The organism is Altericroceibacterium endophyticum (genome assembly GCF_009827595.1).
Taxonomy (GTDB): Bacteria; Pseudomonadota; Alphaproteobacteria; order Sphingomonadales; family Sphingomonadaceae; genus Altericroceibacterium; species Altericroceibacterium endophyticum.
In genome coordinates this window covers 150,334-169,718 of record NZ_WTYT01000003.1, presented here as the reverse complement: position 1 = coordinate 169,718, position 19,385 = coordinate 150,334, and the positions used below count along the sequence as shown (strand labels likewise).

At 57.9% G+C, this 19,385-nt stretch carries 19 protein-coding genes; 9 read left to right on the top strand and 10 right to left on the bottom strand.

The window, feature by feature from the left end; all coding sequences use genetic code 11:
- Window positions 1–25: 25 nt before the first annotated feature.
- Window positions 26–1,636 carry a M23 family metallopeptidase gene (locus tag GRI91_RS07870; RefSeq protein ID WP_160736118.1) on the bottom strand — a complete coding sequence of 537 codons (1,611 nt, stop codon included), beginning with the start codon at window positions 1,634–1,636 and terminating at the stop codon, window positions 26–28.
- Window positions 1,637–1,715: 79 nt separating this feature from the next.
- Here GRI91_RS07870 and GRI91_RS07865 point away from each other — a divergent pair, with 79 nt between their 5' ends.
- The 6 genes from GRI91_RS07865 to GRI91_RS07840 all read left to right on the top strand — a co-directional run bounded on the left by GRI91_RS07865 (window position 1,716) and on the right by GRI91_RS07840 (window position 7,210).
- Entirely contained in the window at window positions 1,716–4,328 is a 2,613-nt protein-coding gene (locus GRI91_RS07865) for a helicase-related protein (protein WP_160736117.1), read from the top strand.
- Between the two features lie 6 nt (window positions 4,329–4,334).
- On the top strand, window positions 4,335–4,625 hold the full coding sequence (locus GRI91_RS07860) for an RNA-binding S4 domain-containing protein (protein ID WP_160736116.1): 291 nt from the start codon (window positions 4,335–4,337) through the stop codon (window positions 4,623–4,625).
- Window positions 4,626–4,643: 18 nt separating this feature from the next.
- Window positions 4,644–4,982 carry a ferredoxin FdxA gene (gene fdxA / locus GRI91_RS07855; RefSeq protein ID WP_160736115.1) on the top strand — a complete coding sequence of 113 codons (339 nt, stop codon included), beginning with the start codon at window positions 4,644–4,646 and terminating at the stop codon, window positions 4,980–4,982.
- A 61-nt stretch (window positions 4,983–5,043) separates the two neighbouring features.
- Entirely contained in the window at window positions 5,044–5,925 is an 882-nt protein-coding gene (locus GRI91_RS07850; protein ID WP_337190336.1) for a YihY/virulence factor BrkB family protein, read from the top strand.
- 235 nt (window positions 5,926–6,160) lie between these two features.
- Window positions 6,161–6,697 carry a CarD family transcriptional regulator gene (locus GRI91_RS07845; RefSeq protein ID WP_160736114.1) on the top strand — a complete coding sequence of 179 codons (537 nt, stop codon included), beginning with the start codon at window positions 6,161–6,163 and terminating at the stop codon, window positions 6,695–6,697.
- Between the two features lie 165 nt (window positions 6,698–6,862).
- On the top strand, window positions 6,863–7,210 hold the full coding sequence (locus tag GRI91_RS07840; RefSeq protein WP_202385520.1) for a hypothetical protein: 348 nt from the start codon (window positions 6,863–6,865) through the stop codon (window positions 7,208–7,210).
- A 41-nt stretch (window positions 7,211–7,251) separates the two neighbouring features.
- On the opposite strand, the gene GRI91_RS07835 is transcribed toward GRI91_RS07840, so the two are convergent.
- Window positions 7,252–8,196 (bottom strand): L-threonylcarbamoyladenylate synthase, encoded by a 945-nt coding sequence (locus tag GRI91_RS07835; protein ID WP_160736113.1) that lies wholly within the window; start codon window positions 8,194–8,196, stop codon window positions 7,252–7,254.
- Window positions 8,197–8,222: 26 nt separating this feature from the next.
- Between GRI91_RS07835 and GRI91_RS07830 the strand changes: the two genes are divergently transcribed.
- Window positions 8,223–9,053: an ATP-binding protein gene (locus tag GRI91_RS07830; protein ID WP_160736112.1), complete on the top strand. Its 831-nt coding sequence runs from the start codon at window positions 8,223–8,225 to the stop codon at window positions 9,051–9,053.
- 46 nt (window positions 9,054–9,099) lie between these two features.
- On the opposite strand, the gene GRI91_RS07825 is transcribed toward GRI91_RS07830, so the two are convergent.
- Window positions 9,100–10,563: a PQQ-dependent sugar dehydrogenase gene (locus GRI91_RS07825; protein WP_160736111.1), complete on the bottom strand. Its 1,464-nt coding sequence runs from the start codon at window positions 10,561–10,563 to the stop codon at window positions 9,100–9,102.
- A gap of 61 nt (window positions 10,564–10,624) precedes the next feature.
- On the opposite strand from GRI91_RS07825, the gene GRI91_RS07820 reads away from it, so the two are divergent.
- The gene (locus tag GRI91_RS07820; protein WP_160736110.1) at window positions 10,625–11,113 is read left to right on the top strand and encodes a GAF domain-containing protein; all 489 of its coding nucleotides are present in this window, start codon (window positions 10,625–10,627) and stop codon (window positions 11,111–11,113) included.
- Here GRI91_RS07820 and GRI91_RS07815 read toward each other — a convergent pair.
- From GRI91_RS07815 to GRI91_RS07790, 6 genes are all read right to left on the bottom strand, one after another.
- Window positions 11,110–12,099, bottom strand: coding sequence for a ParB/RepB/Spo0J family partition protein (locus tag GRI91_RS07815; RefSeq protein ID WP_160736109.1), 990 nt, complete (start codon window positions 12,097–12,099; stop codon window positions 11,110–11,112). The genes GRI91_RS07820 and GRI91_RS07815 overlap by 4 nt on opposite strands.
- Window positions 12,096–12,872, bottom strand: coding sequence for a ParA family protein (locus tag GRI91_RS07810; protein WP_160736108.1), 777 nt, complete (start codon window positions 12,870–12,872; stop codon window positions 12,096–12,098). Before GRI91_RS07810 ends, GRI91_RS07815 begins: the two co-directional genes overlap by 4 nt.
- A gap of 16 nt (window positions 12,873–12,888) precedes the next feature.
- The gene (gene rsmG / locus GRI91_RS07805; protein WP_160736107.1) at window positions 12,889–13,527 is read right to left on the bottom strand and encodes a 16S rRNA (guanine(527)-N(7))-methyltransferase RsmG; all 639 of its coding nucleotides are present in this window, start codon (window positions 13,525–13,527) and stop codon (window positions 12,889–12,891) included.
- On the bottom strand, window positions 13,524–15,380 hold the full coding sequence (gene mnmG, locus GRI91_RS07800) for a tRNA uridine-5-carboxymethylaminomethyl(34) synthesis enzyme MnmG (RefSeq protein ID WP_160736106.1): 1,857 nt from the start codon (window positions 15,378–15,380) through the stop codon (window positions 13,524–13,526). The genes rsmG and mnmG overlap by 4 nt, the downstream gene beginning before the upstream one ends.
- 75 nt (window positions 15,381–15,455) lie before the next feature.
- Entirely contained in the window at window positions 15,456–16,733 is a 1,278-nt protein-coding gene (mnmE, locus tag GRI91_RS07795; RefSeq protein WP_160736105.1) for a tRNA uridine-5-carboxymethylaminomethyl(34) synthesis GTPase MnmE, read from the bottom strand.
- A 9-nt stretch (window positions 16,734–16,742) separates the two neighbouring features.
- On the bottom strand, window positions 16,743–17,042 hold the full coding sequence (locus tag GRI91_RS07790; protein ID WP_160736104.1) for a DUF6489 family protein: 300 nt from the start codon (window positions 17,040–17,042) through the stop codon (window positions 16,743–16,745).
- Window positions 17,043–17,161: 119 nt separating this feature from the next.
- Here GRI91_RS07790 and GRI91_RS07785 point away from each other — a divergent pair, with 119 nt between their 5' ends.
- The gene (locus GRI91_RS07785; RefSeq protein ID WP_160736103.1) at window positions 17,162–17,860 is read left to right on the top strand and encodes a dienelactone hydrolase family protein; all 699 of its coding nucleotides are present in this window, start codon (window positions 17,162–17,164) and stop codon (window positions 17,858–17,860) included.
- 85 nt (window positions 17,861–17,945) lie between these two features.
- Here the strand turns inward: GRI91_RS07785 and rho are convergent, their stop codons facing one another.
- Window positions 17,946–19,202, bottom strand: a complete 1,257-nt coding sequence (gene rho / locus GRI91_RS07780; RefSeq protein ID WP_160736102.1) for a transcription termination factor Rho — start codon at window positions 19,200–19,202, stop codon at window positions 17,946–17,948.
- Between the last annotated feature and the right edge of the window lie 183 nt (window positions 19,203–19,385).

Sequence of the window (19,385 nt, the reverse complement as noted above, 5' to 3'; positions counted from 1 at the left end):
CGGCGAAACGTCCACCCGGCACCCGTCACCCCACTTTGCGCGGCCCGTTGACCTTGTCGATCTCGCGCTCTGGCTGCGCCTCTTCAGCTGGCTTCAGCACTTCCAGCGCAGCCCCGGCCTCAACCTTGGTCAGGCGGGACATGCGATCACGGAAATTCGCCAGTTCACGCCCCGAAATCCGGTCGCGCGTCACGAAATTAACCGAGGCCGGATTGATCGTAGTGCCATTGCGATACATTTCGTAATGCAGATGCGGCCCGGTCGATAGGCCGGTAGAGCCGACATATCCGATGATCTGGCCGCGTTTTACATGGGCCCCGCGGCGTGCCGCAATCCGGCTCATATGCGCATACCCCGTGGCCAATCCGCCGCCATGCGCGATCTTCACATAATTGCCGTGGCCGCCATGCCGCCCGGCATATTGGACCGTTCCATCGCTCGCCGCATAAATCGGCGTGCCATAGCTGGCTTTGAAATCCAGCCCGCGATGCATGCGCTTATACCCCAGAATGGGGTGCCGCCGCATGCCATAGCGTGACGTGATCCGCCCCGGCACCGGCGCCATCAATCCATCACGCTGTTCACCAAGGCCAGAGGGTTGATAAAACTTCCCCTCATCGCCCCAGCGCATCAATTGCTTCACTGGCTGACCATCGCGCAGCAGCGCGGCATAAAGCAGGTCGCCCATTTCCACATCGCCTGTTTCAGCGCGTTTGTAATCAACGATCAGATCGAATTCGTCACGGGCATCTACATCCCGGTCAAGATTCACGTCCCCGCCCAGAGTACGCAAATATTGCTGCACCGCGCGCGGAGGCGCTCCTGCTTCTCTTGCAGAACGGTAAAGGCTGGGGCCAACCGTGCCGCGAATTCGCAGCGGGGTGGAATCGACCTTGATCGTCCGGGGCGTGATCACCAGCCTGCCATTTTGCCGCTGAGCCGCCATTTCCAGGTCGAACCGTGCCCGAAAGTGCATTTCGGTCAGCGGGCGTGGTGCGTCCTGCGTGGTGCGCCGCCCCAGCGTCAGATCCACCTGAGTACCGGGTTTCAGATCCTGCAAATCTATCTGATCGGCAATCAGCTGAGTCAGATGGTCGGCCTCACTGCCGCTAACGCCCGCTCTGCGAAGCATCCGGCTGAAACTGTCCCCCTTGGCCAGCGTCGCCATTACTTCGATCTGCGGGCGTTCAGGCGCCCGCGCGAGCGGGGTGACAATGGCGGTTGCGCCCATATGGCGGCCACTATCCGCGCCCAGCGCCAGCGGCATGATCATATGGCTGCGAAACTCGTCACGCGCGGCCCCGTCAATCCGCATGGCCGGGGCGGCCTCGACCGAGGAAAAACCGGGGAACATCGCAATGGCCACCGCAGAAAGACCGATCAGCGTGGCCATCCCGCGCAGCCAGCGGGCCGAGCCGATATCCCGCGCCAGGTCGGGCGCCAGATCCAGTGCCGACAGGCGCGCCGAGACTTTCGTTCTCCAACGCTCATATTGCGCGCGCCACTGCGCCAGCCCGGTCAATCCGGTGCTGCCACCCGGCACAATCTGATCATGGCTCAGCTGCGCGGTGCGTTTTTTCGTGATGGAGCCGTTCGGGGTTTCTGCCCCTTTCTCCCCGCTGCCATCGCCGATCATCGTAAACCCTCCGCCGCGCAATCATACGCATTTTGAAAATGCCCAATTTCTCTGCACTTATAAAGTAAAAGCGGGGTAAATGGGGGCAAACCGCCCCTTCCTGGCGGCGAATGATGCAGCATGGCGGAACCTGCTTGCGGCAACGGCTTTTGGGCGTCACTATGGCCCCACTGTGATTGCTGCGGCCTCCGACAGCCGGATACGGGCGGTGCTAGGCCCGACCAATACCGGCAAGACCCATCTCGCCATCGAGAGGATGTGCGCCCATTCGAGCGGAGCCATGGGCTTCCCGCTGCGATTGTTGGCGCGCGAAGTGTATGACCGGGTTCGCGCGATCAAGGGGGACAAACAGGTTGCCCTGATCACCGGCGAAGAACGGATAGAGCCGCCCGGCGCAAGCTATCTGCTGTGCACGGCCGAGGCCATGCCGCGCGATGGCGGGGGACGTGCCTTCGTCGCTCTGGATGAAGCCCAGCTTTCCGCTGATCGGGAGCGCGGCCATATCTTCACCGACCGGCTGCTCAATGCCCGCGGCCGGGAAGAGACGATGCTGCTGGGCTCCGCCACGCTGGAACCATTGGTGCGGTCATTGCTGCCCAAGGCCGAAATCATCGAACGGCCGCGCTTTTCGACGCTGAGCCATGCCGGGTCGGCGAAATTGTCCCGCCTTCCGCCGCGCTCCGCGATCGTCGCCTTTTCGATGGAGCAGGTTTATTCCGTTGCCGAAATGCTGCGCCGTTTCCGCGGCGGCGCTGCCGTTGTCATGGGCGCGCTGAGTCCGGAGACACGCAATCGGCAGGTCGAACTCTTCCAATCGGGAGAGGTGGATTACATCGTCGCCACCGATGCCATCGGCATGGGACTTAACCTCGACGTTACCCATGTCGCCTTTGCGAGTCTGACCAAATATGACGGGGTTCGCCGCCGCCGCTTGAATCCTGCCGAAATGGCGCAGATTGCCGGGCGCGCCGGACGGCATCAGCGGGATGGCACATTCGGGACACTCGCCGGTGGCAGGCGCGGCGGCCCGGTGGAATTCGATGAAGAAGAAATCTATGCCATCGAAGAGCACCGCTTCGCCCCGCTGACCAAACTGTACTGGCGAGAGGCTGAGCCGCGTTTTGACAGACTGTCCGTGCTCATCGGTGATCTTGAATCCCGGCCTGAGGTGGAACAATTGACCGCTGCGCCCGAGGCGATCGATCTCGCCGTGCTCAAACGCCTGGCGGAAGATCCCGACATTGCCGATAGCGTCAGAGGTTTGGGTCTGGTCCGCCGGTTTTGGGAAACCTGTCAGCTGCCCGATTTTCGTCAGCAAGGCGCTGACATGCATAGCCGTTTTGTCAGCCGCCTGTGGCAGGATTTGCGAGAGGGCTATATCGGCGCCGACTTTGTCGCCGCGCGGATCGCCGAACTGGACCGGACCGAAGGGGATATCGACACATTGCAGGGGCGAATCGCCGCGATTCGCAGTTGGGCCTATATCTGTCAGCGTCCCGACTGGGTGCTTGCCCGCGATGAAATGGCCGCCCGTGCAAGGGGCGTGGAGGCCCGGCTTTCCGACGCTTTGCACGGCAAACTGACAGAGCGTTTCGTAAATCGCCGAACTGCCGTATTGATGAAGACTATGGGTAAAGATGCAAATCTATTGCGTGTCGCGCTTGGCGACGATGGCACAGTCACGGTGGAAGATCAGAAGATCGGCCATCTCGAGGGATTCCGTTTCGTGGTGGATGCCGCGGCCGATCAGGAGGACAAGCGCCTGATGCTTGCAGCAGCGGAGAAACATATGCCGCAGTTGCTGGCCGAACGGGCACATGCCCTGATCGATAGTGAATTCGGCGATCTGGCTATTGCCAGGGGCAAAGTATGGCGCGGTGAAGAAGTGATTGCCGAACTGGAAGCCGGCAAGAATGCCAGCCAGCCAAGACTGACCCTGACCAAGGATCTGAGCGCACTTGATCCGGCCTATCGCACGCGCCTGCAGGAAGCGCTCGACTTATGGCTGGAGCGCAAACTCGCTCCACTCGCTCCGTTGAGCAAGATTGAGCAGGCCGCGCTCGACCCGGAAGCCGGATCGGAAGTGCGTGCCCTGCTCCTCACGCTGGCAGGACGTGCCGGCGTGGTGCAACGCGAAGCCGCCGGACTGGCGCATATCCCCAAGGAAAAGCGCCCCTTCCTGCGCAAGTTGGGTGTCACCATCGGTGCGCTCGACGTGTTCGTGCCAATGCTGCTCAAACCCGCCCCGCGGCAATTGCTGCGTGCCATTGGTTCAGACCGGCGCCCGGTCCGTGATGCGATGGAAGCCGTAATCGAAGGCGGCAAACATGTCCCGGCTGGCTATCGCCGCGCGGGCAAACAATTGATTCGGGTCGATATGGCGGAAAAGCTCTTCCGCGCCGCGCATGAACAGCGCGCATCCGCCAAAAACCCGCGCAGTTTTCAGATCGACATTGCCCTGCCCACCAGCATGGGACTGCATCAGGAAAATTACCTGCGGTTGATGCGCGATGCCGGATTCAAGGCCAGTTTCCCGCGGCAATTGCCGGACAATGCCTTTGGCCCACCGGCCCCCATCAATTGGAGCTGGCGCCCGCCCCGCAAGGATGTGCAGCCCCGGAAAGACAATAAACGGCCCGCCAAACCGAGCGAAGGCAATGCTTTTGCCGCATTGGCGGATCTCGTTCGTTAAGGCCCGATGCGGATCGATCGGTTGCTGTGGTTTTTGCGCTTCGCCCGGACGCGCGGAACCGCTCAGCGCTGGATCGAGGAAGGTCATATTCGCCGTAACGGCCAGCGTGTGACCAAGCGCAAGGAGGCCATCCGAATCGGTGATGTGCTGACCTTGCCACTGGCGCATCGCGTCTGCGTGATACGCATTTCTGCGCTGCCAACCCGGCGCGGACCGAAAGAAGAAGTACGTCAATGCTATGAGGAGCTTGACGCTGGCGGAGCAATCGCCATAGCAGGCGGCGATTCGCCTATTTAGTGAAAGGAAAGAGCAGCCATGACCTATGTCGTCACCGATGCGTGCATCCGTTGTAAATATACGGACTGCGTCGAGGTCTGCCCGGTCGACTGCTTCTATGAGGGCGAGAACATGCTCGTCATCAATCCCTCAGAATGCATCGACTGCGGCGTTTGCGAACCCGAATGCCCGGCCGAGGCGATTCTGCCGGATACGGAAAGCGACGTCGAAAAGTGGCTCGAAGTGAACACCAAATATTCGGCTGAATGGCCCAATATTACCGAACGTAAAGATCCGCCCGAAGACGCCGAAGAGCATAAGGGCGAAGAAGGCAAGTTTGACAAGTTCTTCTCGCCCGAACCCGGCGAAGGCGATTAATCAGATTGTCTGATACGAATTACTGCCGGGCACTTTCACGGCGCTCGGCAGTATTATTCTTGTGACGAATAGATCGATCAACGCCTCGTCTCCCTGGGCCGCCCTCAGGGCCAATCCCAAGGATGTGCTCATTCGCAGCTATAAGGCTGCCGGAGCAGACAATATCGGCATCGTTGCTGCGGGGGTTGGTTTTTACGCCTTCCTTGCCATGGTGCCGATGATCGGTGCCGCAGCGCTCCTTTATGGACTGGTCGTCCCGCAGGAGACCGTTGCCCTGCATCTGCAGGCGATTGCCGATCATTTGCCCGCATCATCTGCCGACCTGCTTTCGCGGCAGATCGAAGCCATTGCTGGCAGCTCGAAAGATAAGCAGGGGGTTGGCCTCCTGATATCGCTCGGCATAGCGCTGTTTGGCGCCAGAAAAGGCGCCGGGGCGATGATCACCGCCTTGAACATCGCCTATAACACCAAGGATGAACGCGGCTTTCTGAAGCAGAATGCCATGGCCTTGCTGATGACCATGGGCGCCCTGATGCTGGCAGGATTGGCGCTGCTCAGCACCGCCCTTCTGGCATCTCTGTCCGATCTCCTGCCGAATGTGACGGGATCGATCGTCGGATTTGGTAAAGCGGTGAGCTACAGCATGATGATGCTGGTCGGAATCAGCGCAGCGACGATTCTCTATCGCTATGGTCCGGATCGCTGCGAATCGGAGCGTCGGTGGTTGACCCCCGGGGCCTTCATCACTGCGGTCGGATGGCTGCTCGCAACGGTCGGATTCGGAGCCTATGTCGCCAATTTTGCCAATTACAACGCCACCTATGGATCGCTGGGCGCGGTAATAGTGTTGCTGACATGGCTGTATTTATCGGCCTATATCCTGCTTCTCGGGGCAGAAGTGAATGCAGTTATTGCGCAAAGCGACAACTTGCAAACAGAGTGATTGCGTAAGATTTGCGCACCCCCTGCGTATGAATCGCGCAGGACTGGAAATTTTCGTACGAATCTACTATATTAGGCGAACCTGCCGCCTAATCCCCCGCGCGGCAGTCCGGTAACAGGAAGGCAGGCCCTCTTCTATAGAGTTTTAAAAACCGTACAACCAGCCGCCGATTCATCGCGCGGCTCGTAACCGGTTTTGGAATTCTGAGGGCTCCTTCACGGAGAAAGGATTTTACATGGCTGCGAATGAGCCCGCTTTCGATGTCGGTGATTATGTCGTTTACCCCAAACATGGCGTCGGTCGGGTAACCGAACTGCAAAGCGAGGAAATCGCCGGAATGCAGCTCGATCTCTATGTGCTCCGCTTTGAGAAGGAACGCATGACTTTGCGCGTTCCGGTAAACAAAGTTGAATCCATCGGTATGCGCAAACTTTCCAGCGACAAGACGCTGAAAGAAGCGATGGATACGCTCAAGGGCAAACCCAAAGTCAAACGGACCATGTGGTCCCGCCGCGCACAGGAATATGAAGCCAAGATCAACTCCGGTGATCTGGTGTCCATCGCCGAAGTCACACGTGACCTTTATCGTCCCGACGATCAGCCTGAACAAAGCTATTCGGAACGGCAAATTTTTGAAGCGGCCTCCAGCCGTCTCGCGCGTGAATTGGCGGCAATGGAAAAGACGGATGAATTGTCCGCCTTGCAGAAAATCCTCAGCGTGCTGAAAGAGCATGCACCGCAATATTACGAGAATGCGGAAGACGCCGCCTGATCGGGCGCGTAAAACGTTTCACGTGAAACAGGCCGTTGATCTTCGGATCGGCGGCCTTTTTCATGGGCGACATGAGATTCTCTAACCTAGCCCCGCCAACAAGCCGCATAAAGGAATTGAAATTCAAGGCGTTTGCGTCACACTCAGCGAAGAAGGGGCTCCCCGATGCGCCGATTTACAACTGTCATTTCGCTGATCGCCTGTGCCGTCACCCTACAGGGCTGCCTCGCCAAAACGGTGGTGGATGTGGCAACAACTCCGGTCCGCATAGGCTCCAAAGCAGTCGATCTTGCCACTACCAGCCAATCGGAAGCGGATGAAAAGCGCGGAAAGGCCCTGCGCAAGATCGATAACAAGCTCGACGACCTCCATGATGGCTGGCGCAAGGCGGATAAGCAATGCCGTGACGGGAAAGACAAAGCCTGTGAGAAACGCTCCCGCCTGGAAATGTCCATCGAACAAGCCCAGGCAGAACGCGATAGCCTGACCCGTTACAGCCCTCCGTCATCCTGACCGAATTCCGAATCGCGGCATCCACGCCGCAGCCGATGATTTCAGGCTGCAGCCCGGCGTAACCGATCATTGATAGCTTGCCCGATTCCAATTTCGGGAAGCGGTGCGATGGCGATGGCAGATTCCTCCGCCGCTGCAGCGAGATGCAAGCAGTCATAGAGGCGAAAGGCGGCCTCCATCAAATCGCCTTCTTCGGATAAGGACCAGCGCCCAGGGATCGGGCCAAAGCCGATCATCACTTCATTATCCTTCGCATGAGTCGCGTTGAGACGTACGGGCTTGCCCGGTGCATAATGGCTGGCGAGTTGGCCGGGGGCTTCGATCCCCCTTTTATCCGTCATTTCCGCCCGGCCGAGCAAATTTGCCAATTGAGCGCGATCAAGCGGCCCCGGACGGAGCAGGCTCCATTCTCCCTCCGGCCGAAGCGCCACGATCGTCGATTCAAGTCCGGCCTCACAGCTGCCGCCATCAAGAATGATGTCCACCGCATTCCCGAGCGAATTCGCCACATGGTCCACGCTGGTCGGGCTGACCCCGCCACTGCGATTGGCAGATGGTGCAGCCAGAGGGAAAGGAACGCTTTTCAGCAGGGCACGCATCACCCGGTGTCGTGGCATGCGCAGAGCAATTGTCGGCAGGCCTGCCATGACCGCCGGAGCGAGGCCGGCTCCTTCCCGGCGGGGAAGCACCATCGTCAGCGGCCCGGGCCAGAAATGCTCCGCCAGCAAATGCGCTCTTTCATCCAGAACCGCATAGTGCTCCGCCTGAGCCAGCGAATGAATATGGGTGATCAGCGGGTTAAAATCAGGGCGGCCTTTCGCGCGATATATTCCTGCGACCGCCGCCGCATTATCCGCGCGCGCCGCCAGACCATAGACCGTTTCCGTGGGCACGGCGACCAACCCGCCCTGCTCCAGCCTGGCAACCGCGCGCTCCAGCCCATGCGCATCGGGCTTTATAATGGTTGCTATTTGCTTGCCGCTCATAAGCCGCACCTATAGGTCAGCGAAGCATGAATGACCATGCGCTACACCTCACCCGCATCGCCGACGCTCTTGACCGCCTGGCCCCTCCTCCTGCCGAAAATACCGACTGGTTGTCCTATCCCGCCTATATCTGGACGGAACAAGCTACCCGTCCGGTCCGCACTCTGGAAGCACCCGATCTGGAGCTGCTGAAGGGAATTGATCGGCAGAAGGAAACGGTTTCCGGCAATGTCGCGCGTCTGGCTGCGGGGCATGCGGCGCATGATATGCTGCTCTGGGGATCACGCGGCATGGGCAAATCCGCTTTGATCCGGGCCTCTGTACTTGCCTGTCAGAATCCGGATGGCAGCGGTCCGGTCGCGCTGGTGCAGGTCGGCACCGATGCCCTGACCAATCTGGCCGGCTTGTTCAGCGAGCTTGGTGCAGTGGAGCGAAACTTTCTGGTCTTTATCGACGATCTCGGATTTGCCGAGGGCGACTCTGTCGGCCCACGTCATTTGCGAAGCTGGCTGGAAGGCGGTGTGGAAGCACGGCCTGCCAATGTCCGTCTGGCTGTCACGTCCAACCGCCGAGCCATCGTCTCACGCCAAATGACAGAGCAGGACGATCCGATCAATCCGCGCGATGCGGTGGATGATTCCCTTGCTTTGGCTGACCGGTTTGGCCTCTCTCTGGGCTTCCATGCCTGCAATCAGGATGATTTCATCGCCATGATCGAAGCCTATGCCGATCACTTCGGCCTCCCCTTCGACCGGCACGATGCGCTGGAATGGACCAAGCGGCGCGGCGCGCGTTCAGGCCGCATCGCCTGGCACTATATTGTCGAATTGGCCGGACGGGCCGGCAAAAGCCTCTGACCCGAGCAACCAGCACGCTTCAAAAGCTACGAAGGAATTGCCCAGCTCACAGAGAGCCGGGCTGAATATCCGCTGGCGGAATTGTAAACGCGCGAGATGGATCACCATTCAGCTCGCGCTGAGCAGGCAGGCGTTCCCCGCTAATCTTCTGCTGCTTACCACTTGGCTTTGCACCTGGCGCAGACACCCGCCAGATAATGCCGGCGGTATCGTCGCTGACGAGCAATGACCCGGTTTGATCCCAGGCAACCCATGTCGGTCGGCCATATGTCTCCCCATCATTTGTGAGGAAGCTGCCCAGCACTTCAACCGGCTTGCCCGTCGGGTTGCCGCGCTGATCAAAAGCGACATAGACCACGTCGTACCCCGAAGCCGGCTTACGATTCCATGAGCCATGCCGCGCAATGAAGGCGCCGTGGCCGAACTTCTCCGGCATTTTCGCGCCTTCCTGCGTGAAGGTGAGGCCCAGCGCGGCAACATGCGGACCCAGCGCATATTCGGGGCGGCGCGTATATTCGGTGAGGAAATTGGGCATTGGTGCATCGACCCGATCGTCAATCACATCCCCCCAATAGACCCACGGCCAGCCATATTGTGCGCCAACCGGAACATTGGTCAGATAATCAGGCACCAGGTCGGAACCGAGCATGTCGCGTTCATTCACCGTAACCCACAATTCGCCATTCCAGGGGTTCCAGTCGAGCCCGTTGGGGTTGCGCAAACCCGCGGCAAATTGCCGGTGAGACCCGCTTTCGAGATCGATCTCAAATATCGAGGCACGGCCGGCCTCAGCCTCCATCCCGTTCTCGCCAATATTACTGGCTGAGCCGACAGCAACATAGAGCTTTTTGCCGTCCGGGCTGATCACCAGATTGCGCATCCAGTGATTGCCCCCAGCAGGCAAATCCATCAGCTTTTCCGGTTCACCAGAAATTGCCGTATCGCCCTCATTATAGTCAAAGCGCAAAACGGCATCATGATTGGCGACATAAAGAGTGCCGTCATTATAGGCTATGCCAGAGGGTGAATGAAGATCATCTGTGCGCAGGACGAAGCGCTTGTCCGCGATGCCATCCGCATCACTATCACGAAGAAGCATCAGCGTGTCGGCAGAAGGCCCCCCTGCCCCGGCTTTGCGGAAGAGAAATCCCATGATCCACCCTTCCGGTCCGCCTGGCAAATCGCGCGGCGGGGAATTGGTTAGCGCGACAATCACGTCCCCATTATCCATCGGATAGATGATCCGAGGATGGTCCAGATCGCTGGCGAAAAGATTGACGCTCAGCCCCTCTGCTGCCTCTGGAACTTTATCCGAGGGCCAGCCAATCGGCGCAGCAACCTTCACCGTCGGGATAGTCTGCGCTTTTTGCTCGGCCAGAATCGGATCCTCTCCGGCCACCTCATCGACACTATATTGGGCAGGATCGCCGCGTAGCAGCCACCAGCCACCAATGCCGACAATGAGGACGATGGCCACGAGGCCGATAGCGATTTTCTTCCAGATGCTCATGGTTATGCAGAATAGCAGGCGCACGCCTTGCGGCAATGAATTAGCGCGCTAGAGCAGCAATATGTATGATTTTGCTATAGATCCCACGCGCCCCAAGACCGAACTCTATGGTGAGCTCCACAGCGCCGCGCAGGCACTGACCGATGGAGAACCCGATTCTGTTGCGAATATGGCCAATGTTGCAGCTCTGATCTGGCAGTTTCTGCCTGATCTCAACTGGGCCGGTTTTTACAGAATGGTCGAAGGGGAACTGGTGCTCGGCCCCTTCTGCGGCAAGCCAGCCTGCATTCGTATTCCCATTGGCAGAGGTGTCTGCGGCAAGGCCGTAGAAACCGGCGTGTCCCAACGCGTCGACGATGTGCACGCATTCCCGGGCCATATCGCATGCGATGCGGACAGCCGATCAGAGCTGGTCGTCCCTTTGCTGAATGACGGTGCCTGTATCGGTGTGATCGATCTCGACAGCCCCGTCCCGTCGCGCTTTACAGCAGAGGACGAGACCGGGATCGAAAAATTGGCGGCCCTTCTCGCGCCGAAGCTTGCCGCTTAAATCTCTCCGCCTGACAAGCGCTGACACACCAGATCCAGCTGATCCAGCGTGCGGTAACGAATGGTTACCGCACCCGAATTCGGTTCACTGTCGGGCGTGATCTTTACCGACAGACCGAGATATTCTTCCAAATGCTGCTGCACAGCCAGAATATCGGCGTTGCCGGCAGTATCACGTGGTTCACGGGCGACACGCCGGGCGCCTTGCTCGCGCCCTTTCTGTTCTCGCCGAACCAGCTTCTCGACGTCCCGAACCGAGAGATTCTTGTCGATCGCCTGTTTTGCAATGGATGAGGCGTTGTCATTGCCGATCAACGCACGGGCGTGGCCCATGCTTAACTTCCCGCGATCCACATGGTCCAGAATATCGTCGGGCAAGCTAAGCAGGCGCTGCATATTGGCGACGTGGGAGCGGGATTTTTCGACCAGCTGGGCAATTTCTGCCTGAGTCATATGCTCCTGGTCAGCCAGCCTTTGATAGGCCTGCCCTTCCTCGACCGGGCTCAGATCTTCGCGCTGAATATTTTCGATCAGGGCGAGCGCCATGACTTCACGCTCTTCCAATTCGCGAATCAGCGCCGGAATTTCATGCAAACGCGCTTTCTGCGCTGCGCGCCAACGCCGTTCACCCGCCACGATCTGATAGCGTCCACCGGCCAGGGGGCGAACGATGACCGGCTGAATCACGCCGCGCGATGCAATCGATGCAGCAAGTTCCTCAAGCGCTTCTTCATCAAAACGCCGCCGCGGCTGATCCGGATGCGGTTCGATGATTGCGACCGAAAGATTGGCGACGCCGCTGGTCGGCATGGGTGCGGGCTTGCCAGAGGCGGTGGCCGAATTATCTCCGCCCGATGCAGCACCGGTATTCAGGGGTTCTTCCTGACGAGCTTCACCCAGCAACGCGCCCAGCCCTCGCCCAAGCTTACGCTTATTTGCCGGCTTGGGATTGGCCGCGGTCGAGGGAGTATCTGTATTTTTGCTCAAGCGACTTTCCTCGTTTCAGGCAGGCGGTTCACCAAATCACGTGCAAGCGCCATATAGGCTTTGCTGCCACTGCATGCATGATCATAGACCAAAGCGGGCATTCCGTGACTCGGCGCTTCAGACAGGCGCACATTGCGCGGAATGACCGAATCGAAAACCAGACTGCCCAATACTTCTCTCACATCATCGGCAACTTGATCGGTCAGACGATTGCGTCGGTCAAACATCGTCAGAACAATACCGATAATGCCCAGGTCGGGGTTGAAGCGTTTCTGTACCTGTTCGACTGTTTGCAGCAACTGGCTGAGACCCTCCAGCGCAAAAAATTCGCATTGGAGCGGCACCAGAAGAGTATCCGCAGCCGTAAGCGCGTTCAGCGTCAGCAGGCCCAGAGAAGGCGGGCAATCGATGAAGCAGATGTCATGCCCATTATAACCGTCCATCGCATCACGCAGACGACCGGTTCGATCATCAACCCCGACCAATTCGATCTCTGCCCCGCTGAGATCAACAGTCGCGGGGATTACATCGAGATTGGGAACGCTGCTCGGGACGATGCAATTTTCTATGTCGGCCTGTTCAACCAGCAGGTCATAGCTGGAATAGTCACGATGCGCGGAATCGATGCCCACCCCCGTGGATGCGTTCCCCTGCGGATCGAGGTCCACCATTAAGGTTTTCCAACCGAGAGCAGCCATTGCGGTCGCAATATTGATGGCGCTGGTCGTTTTACCGACCCCGCCCTTCTGATTGGCAATTGCAATCGTAATCATACCGCGTCGTCCCGATCTATAGGTTCAGTCGTCCGACAATCACTCCGGCTTCCGAACTGGTAACAGACTGTTCCACGTGGAACAATTTTGACTGCCTGTTGGGCAGTTCCGTAAGCTCTTTCTGCGCCGATTTGCCTTTTGGCAGCAACCAGAGTGTTTCCTCGGTCGCAAAACGCTGGGCCAGTTTCACCAATTTCGGCAATGGTGCAAAGGCTCGGGCTGAAATTACATCGGCTTTAAAACTCTCTACATCTTCCAGTCTTGCGCCCAAAACATGACATTTCGAAAGCGATAGCGAATCAACAGCGCTTTCGAGCCATTCGATTCGTCTTTTTCGCGACTCTACCAGAAATACGTCCATTTCGGGGCGCAATGCTGCGATTACCAAGCCAGGAAACCCGGCTCCGGTACCGAGGTCAAGCCAGTTCGACGTTTCACGTGGAACATCGTAGCTGAGCAGCTGCGCACTGTCAGCAAGATGTCTCAGCCATATTTGGTCAAGACTGGCACGGGAAACAAGATTCTGTCGCTCATTTTCAGAACTGAGCATGGCGGCGAGTTGGTCGAGTTTCCCCAAAGCGGCATCCGCATCAGTTCCCCCCGCTTGCGCCAATGTCGCGCATAATTCACGAGCCTGATCTTCACTTTCGATCATGACGCTGCGGGCCCTTCCCGGCGAGCACACACCAACAATGCTGCAAGCGCAGCAGGGGTTATACCGCGCACCCGGCCGGCTGCGGCCAAACTGTCCGGGCGGGCATTGCTCAACCGTTCAATCATTTCATTCGATAGTCCCGCCACACGATCATATCGGAAGTCCGGTGGCAGAGGCAGGTTTTCACTCGCACGCAAATCCTTCAGTTCCGCGTCCTGACGGGCAAGATAAGGTGCATAAACCGCATCCTCAGCCAGTTCGTCCGCCAGTTCATCGGGCAGACGGCAATTGTCTGGAAGGAATTGCTCAAGGTCAGCCAGCGCAATTCCCCCAAAACGCAACCATTCGCGCGCGGGCAACTTCCCTGTATCGCGGCGGACATTCAAGTCCCTATCCTGCAAATCCAGCGAGGATATCACGGTATCAAGAGCAGTGTTCCACGTGGAACGTTTTGCTTCGCGCTGCTCATACCACTGCCGTCGCTCATCACCGACAAGCCCGGCCGCGATAGCTAAAGGGGTGAGACGAGTGGATGCATTATTGGCGCGCAAACGCAGCCTGTATTCCGCCCTGGCTGTGAGCATACGGTATGGTTCATTCACGCCCTGCAAGGTCAAATCATCGATCATCACAGCCATGTAAGAATTCGCCCGGTCCAGCTTCATCGCTTCACACTGAAGCACTTTGGCTGCACTATGCATGCCAGCGACCAGACCTTGCGCCGCTGCTTCCTCATAACCGGTCGTGCCATTAATCTGACCGGCGCAATAAAGCCCGGGAATATCACGAACCTCAAGCGAGCGTGATAGCGCACGCGGATCAATGTGGTCATATTCGACGGCGTAGCCCGGAACGACCATTTCGACACTGTCCAGCCCCGGCATTGCATTGAGCATAGCCTGCTGGACATCAACCGGCAGCGACGTGCTGATACCATTGGGATAGACCAGATGGGTCGTCAGACCCTCTGGCTCCAGAAAAATCTGATGTCCGTCACGGTCACCAAAGCGATGAATCTTGTCTTCGATCGATGGACAATACCGCGGGCCTGCCGCGCCGATCGCGCCACTGAACAAGGGCGAGCGATCCAGGCCTCCCCTGATGATGTCATGGGCCTGTTCGTTGGTCCGCGTTATGCCGCAAAAAACCTGGGGGTTGATTCGCTTTGCTGTAAGCGGCGACATGGTCCAGTGATCGCTGTCTGACGGCTGTTCCGCGAGCCGCGCCCAGTCGATTGTTCGTCCGTCCAATCGTGGTGGTGTGCCCGTTTTGAGCCGGGCCATCGGCAAAGCAGCCTCACGGAGCTGCGCAGCGAGACGATGGGCTGAATCTTCTCCTATTCGGCCACCTTCAAGCCTCTCCTCACCGCGAAAGAGCTTGCCCCCCAGAAAGGTGCCCGTGCACAGAATGACGGCCTCTGCTGCAATATGCGCGCCATCGCCCAGCATCAGTCCCGTAACGCGCCCTCTATCAAGCGAAAGCTCGGCGGCCTCTCCTTCAATGATGTCCAGATTTGGCAGTGCAGCCATCATGCGTTGAATAGCCGCCTTGAACAGCACCCGATCGGCCTGAAGTCGGGGGCCCCATACAGCGCTACCCTTGGAACGATTGAGCATACGATAGTGAATGGATGCCGCATCGGCAGCCCGGCCGATCAGCCCGTCACACGCGTCGACTTCACGAACGAGGTGCCCCTTGCCCAGCCCGCCAATGGCTGGATTGCAGCTCATTGCACCGACCGTCTTGCGGTCGAATGTAACCAGAGCCGTCCTTGCTCCCATACGCGCACTGGCCGCGGCTGCTTCACAGCCAGCATGGCCACCGCCAACCACTATGACATCGAATGTCTGCATGTCGCCCCGATAAACCGCTTGGCATCGCGGGTCAAAGCACTTCGATGTTCCACGTGAAACAATGGCCTGCGTTCACTACTTCCCAATGCAGAAACGGCCAAAGAGCGTATCCAAAACATCTTCGGTCGTAGCCCGCCCGATTAAACGATCAAAGGCTGCGCGTGTCATACGTAGGTTCTCTGCCACCAACAGCGGATCGCTCAGCTGCACAATCTGGCGAAGATTACGTTCAGCTTCTTCCAGCAGAAGAGTCTGTCTGCTGTTCAAGGCCACATCGCCCGGCTTGGGCATCGCGTTGCGGGCACGATCCACCAGTGCTTCACGAATCTGATCCATCCCCTCACCATTAATCGCCGACACCCGCAAAAAGGGCGCAGTCTTCGGCACCCGGTCGTCATCATCCGATTTCGCATCGATATCCCATGACCCCTGAGGTGCCTGATCTTCTGGCCCGAGCCATAAGACAATATCCGCGCGGTCAATTTCCTTCTGAGCGCGGTCAATCCCGATCGTTTCGATTACATCCGTGGTTTCATCGCGTAATCCGGCCATATCCACGAAAGAAAAGGGAATCCCGGAAATGCTGACAGGTTGCACCAGAACATCCCGCGTCGTTCCCGGAATGGGCGCGGTGATAGCTGCTTCGCTTTCCACCAAAGCATTGAATAAAGTGGATTTTCCGGCATTTGGTGGGCCGGCCAATGCTACGCGGAAGCCTTCCCGGAGAGTCTCCGCACGAGGTGACTTTAGCCGGGAATGAACCGCATTCGCCAGCGTTTCAATGTCTTCGATGAATTGCGGGGGCAAGCCGCCCACGTCATCCTCATCATCGAAATCCAGCACAGCCTCGACATGTGCGGATAGTCGCAAAATCTGCTCGCGCCACTGTTCCACCTGCTGCGAAAAGCGCCCGCCTGCCATGGCGATTGCCGCACGGCGCTGAATCTCGGTTTCTGCAGAGAGCAAATCGGCCAGACCCTCTGCCTCTGCCAGATCAACCCGCCCATTGACGAAAGCTCGGCGAGTGAATTCACCGGCTTCTGCTCTGCGCAAACCGGGAATGCGTCTGAGCGCATCCTGTACGGCATCAATCACCGCTCTGCCCCCGTGCAGATGCAATTCGGCCAGATCTTCACCGGAGGCCGTGCCTGGACCGGGAAACCACAGATAGAGGGTTTCATCCAGCAACGCGCCATCGGCATCACGCAAAGGGCCGAAGCTGGCCTTGCGCGCCGGCGGCAAACCACCAGCTAATTGAGTCAGGGCATAGGCAGCGTCAGGCCCTGTAATGCGTATTACACCAATACCAGCAGGCGGTGCGCCGCTCGAAAGGGCAAAAATCGTGTCACTCACGGACGAATATCACCCTGCTTTGGAGCCACCGCTTTTGGGAGATGTACCGCCATCCGGCTTACCTTTTGCGCTTTTCATGTCGCCAAAAGCGGCACCGCTTTCGAGAAAATTCTGGAACATTTTCAGGCCGAATTCGCCCATGGGGGCCAATTTGGCGGCATAATCCTGAAGCTGATCCACACTGGACACGCCCTTCATGGCCTGAGCCATGGAATCCATATAGGCTTTGTTCGCTTGCTCGACATCAGGCAGCCCCATGAAACGCCGCGCTTCTTCGGGAGTGCAGTCGATTTCGAAATGTATCTTCAAAGCATTCTCCTTTGCGGATCAAAACGCCGCAATAGCCAGCCATTTGCCGGAACAGGGGCCTTGTGAGACCGTATCGTCTCCGTAAGCATGAACCACAAGACATACAGGGAATAGTTTATATGAGCGCGATTGTGAAAATTTCCACCCTGAGCAAGAACGCGCAGTTTTCTGCCTATGTCGCACGACCGCAAAACACGCCCAAGGCTGCAATTGTCGTAATTCAGGAAATTTTCGGCGTAAATGCGGGCATTCGCCGCAAGTGCGACAAGCTGGCGGAAGAAGGGTATCTGGCCGTCGCACCCGACCTTTTCTGGCAGCTGGAAGCCGGAATTGAGCTCGATCCGGATATTGAGCAGGAAATGCAACGTGCACTCGATCTCATGGGCAAATTCGACCAGGATCAAGGCGTTCGTGATATTGAAGCGACGATCAAATATATTCGCCAGGAAGAAGGCTGTGAGAAGGTCGGCGCGGTTGGATATTGCCTCGGCGGTCGGCTCGCTTATATGACGGCTGCCAGGACGGATTCAGACGCCACAGTGGGGTATTACGCCGTGGGCGTGGACGAATTGCTCCGCGAAAAGGACGCCATTGCCCGTCCTCTGATGCTTCATATCGCGCAGGAAGACGGCTTCGTCGATGCGGACACACAAAAGGCGATGCATGAGGGTCTGGATGATCATCCAAAAGTGACACTGCATGATTATGCCGGTCAGAATCACGGTTTTGCGACTGAGTTTGGCGATCGACGCGATAATGATGCAGCGGAACTGGCCGATCAGCGGACGAAAGAATTCCTCGCAAAGAATCTCGGCTGAGCCGCGCCGAAATAGTCATTTCAAACTGAAAGCGGGCGGAAAGCCGATAAGGTTTCCGCCCGCTTTTTAATTGCTTCGGATGAATTTACTGATTCATCGTGGCGAAGAAATCTTCGTTGGTCTTGGAATCCTTCATCTTGTCGAGCAGGAATTCCATCGAATCTATCGTCCCCATCTGCATCAGAATCCGGCGCAGCACCCACATTTTGGATAGCTGTTCCTTATCGACCAGCAGCTCTTCCTTACGCGTGCCGGACTTGCCGACATCCAGAGCCGGGAAGATCCGCTTATCGGCGACCTTGCGATCCAGCACGATTTCGGAGTTGCCGGTGCCCTTGAATTCTTCAAAGATCACCTCGTCCATACGGCTGCCCGTATCGATCAGCGCAGTGGCGATGATGGAGAGCGAACCGCCTTCCTCGATGTTACGGGCCGCACCGAAGAACCGCTTCGGACGCTGCAGCGCATTGGCATCGACACCACCGGTCAGCACCTTGCCGGAGCTGGGCACCACAGTGTTGTACGCACGGCCAAGACGGGTGATGGAATCCAGCAGGATCACCACATCCTTCTTATGCTCAACCAGACGTTTCGCCTTTTCGATCACCATTTCAGCAACCTGGACGTGACGCTGAGCGGGTTCATCAAAGGTCGAGGAGATGACCTCACCCTTCACCGAACGCTGCATATCGGTGACTTCTTCCGGGCGTTCATCGACCAGCAGAACCAGCAGGAACACCTCGGGGTGGTTGTCCGTGATCGCCTTGGCAATGTTCTGCAGCAGAACGGTCTTACCCGTACGCGGCGGGGCGACGATCAGGGCGCGCTGACCCTTGCCCTGCGGTGAGATCAGATCGATCACCCGGGCGGACTTGTCCTTCACCGTGGGGTCGATCGTGTCCAGATTCAGCCGGCTATCCGGATAAAGCGGGGTGAGATTGTCGAAATTGGTGCGGTGGCGCACCGCATCAGGATCATCATAATTGACCTTCAGCAGCTTCGTCAGAGCGAAATAACGCTCCCCATCGCGCGGTGCACGAATTTCAGCTTCCACCGTATCACCGGTGCGCAAACCGAATTTGCGGACCTGATTGGGCGAAACATAAATATCGTCCGGGCCAGCCAGATAATTGGCTTCCGGGCTACGCAGGAATCCGAAGCCGTCCTGAAGAACTTCGATCGTGCCGATGCCGAGGATTTCCTCACCATCATCCGCGACTTCTTTCAGGATTGCGAACATCAGATCCTGACGGCGCATCGTGGAGGCGTTTTCGACCCCCAGATCTTCGGCCATGGACACCAGTTCTGCCGGCGCCCGCTGTTTCAATTGTTTTAAGTGCATCTGTGGAGTTCCACCAATAAAGGGATGCCGGCGGCCAATATGGGCTTGGAGAAAGCAGGCCCGATCACCATGAGGCGATCTCTGCCGGTTCGCGGATAAATAGGCCTGCCATCACAGCGCGTCAATTCGCAAAACAACAAGGCAGCACTTTGGTCAAAGCGACGCCAGATTCTGCAAGACAGC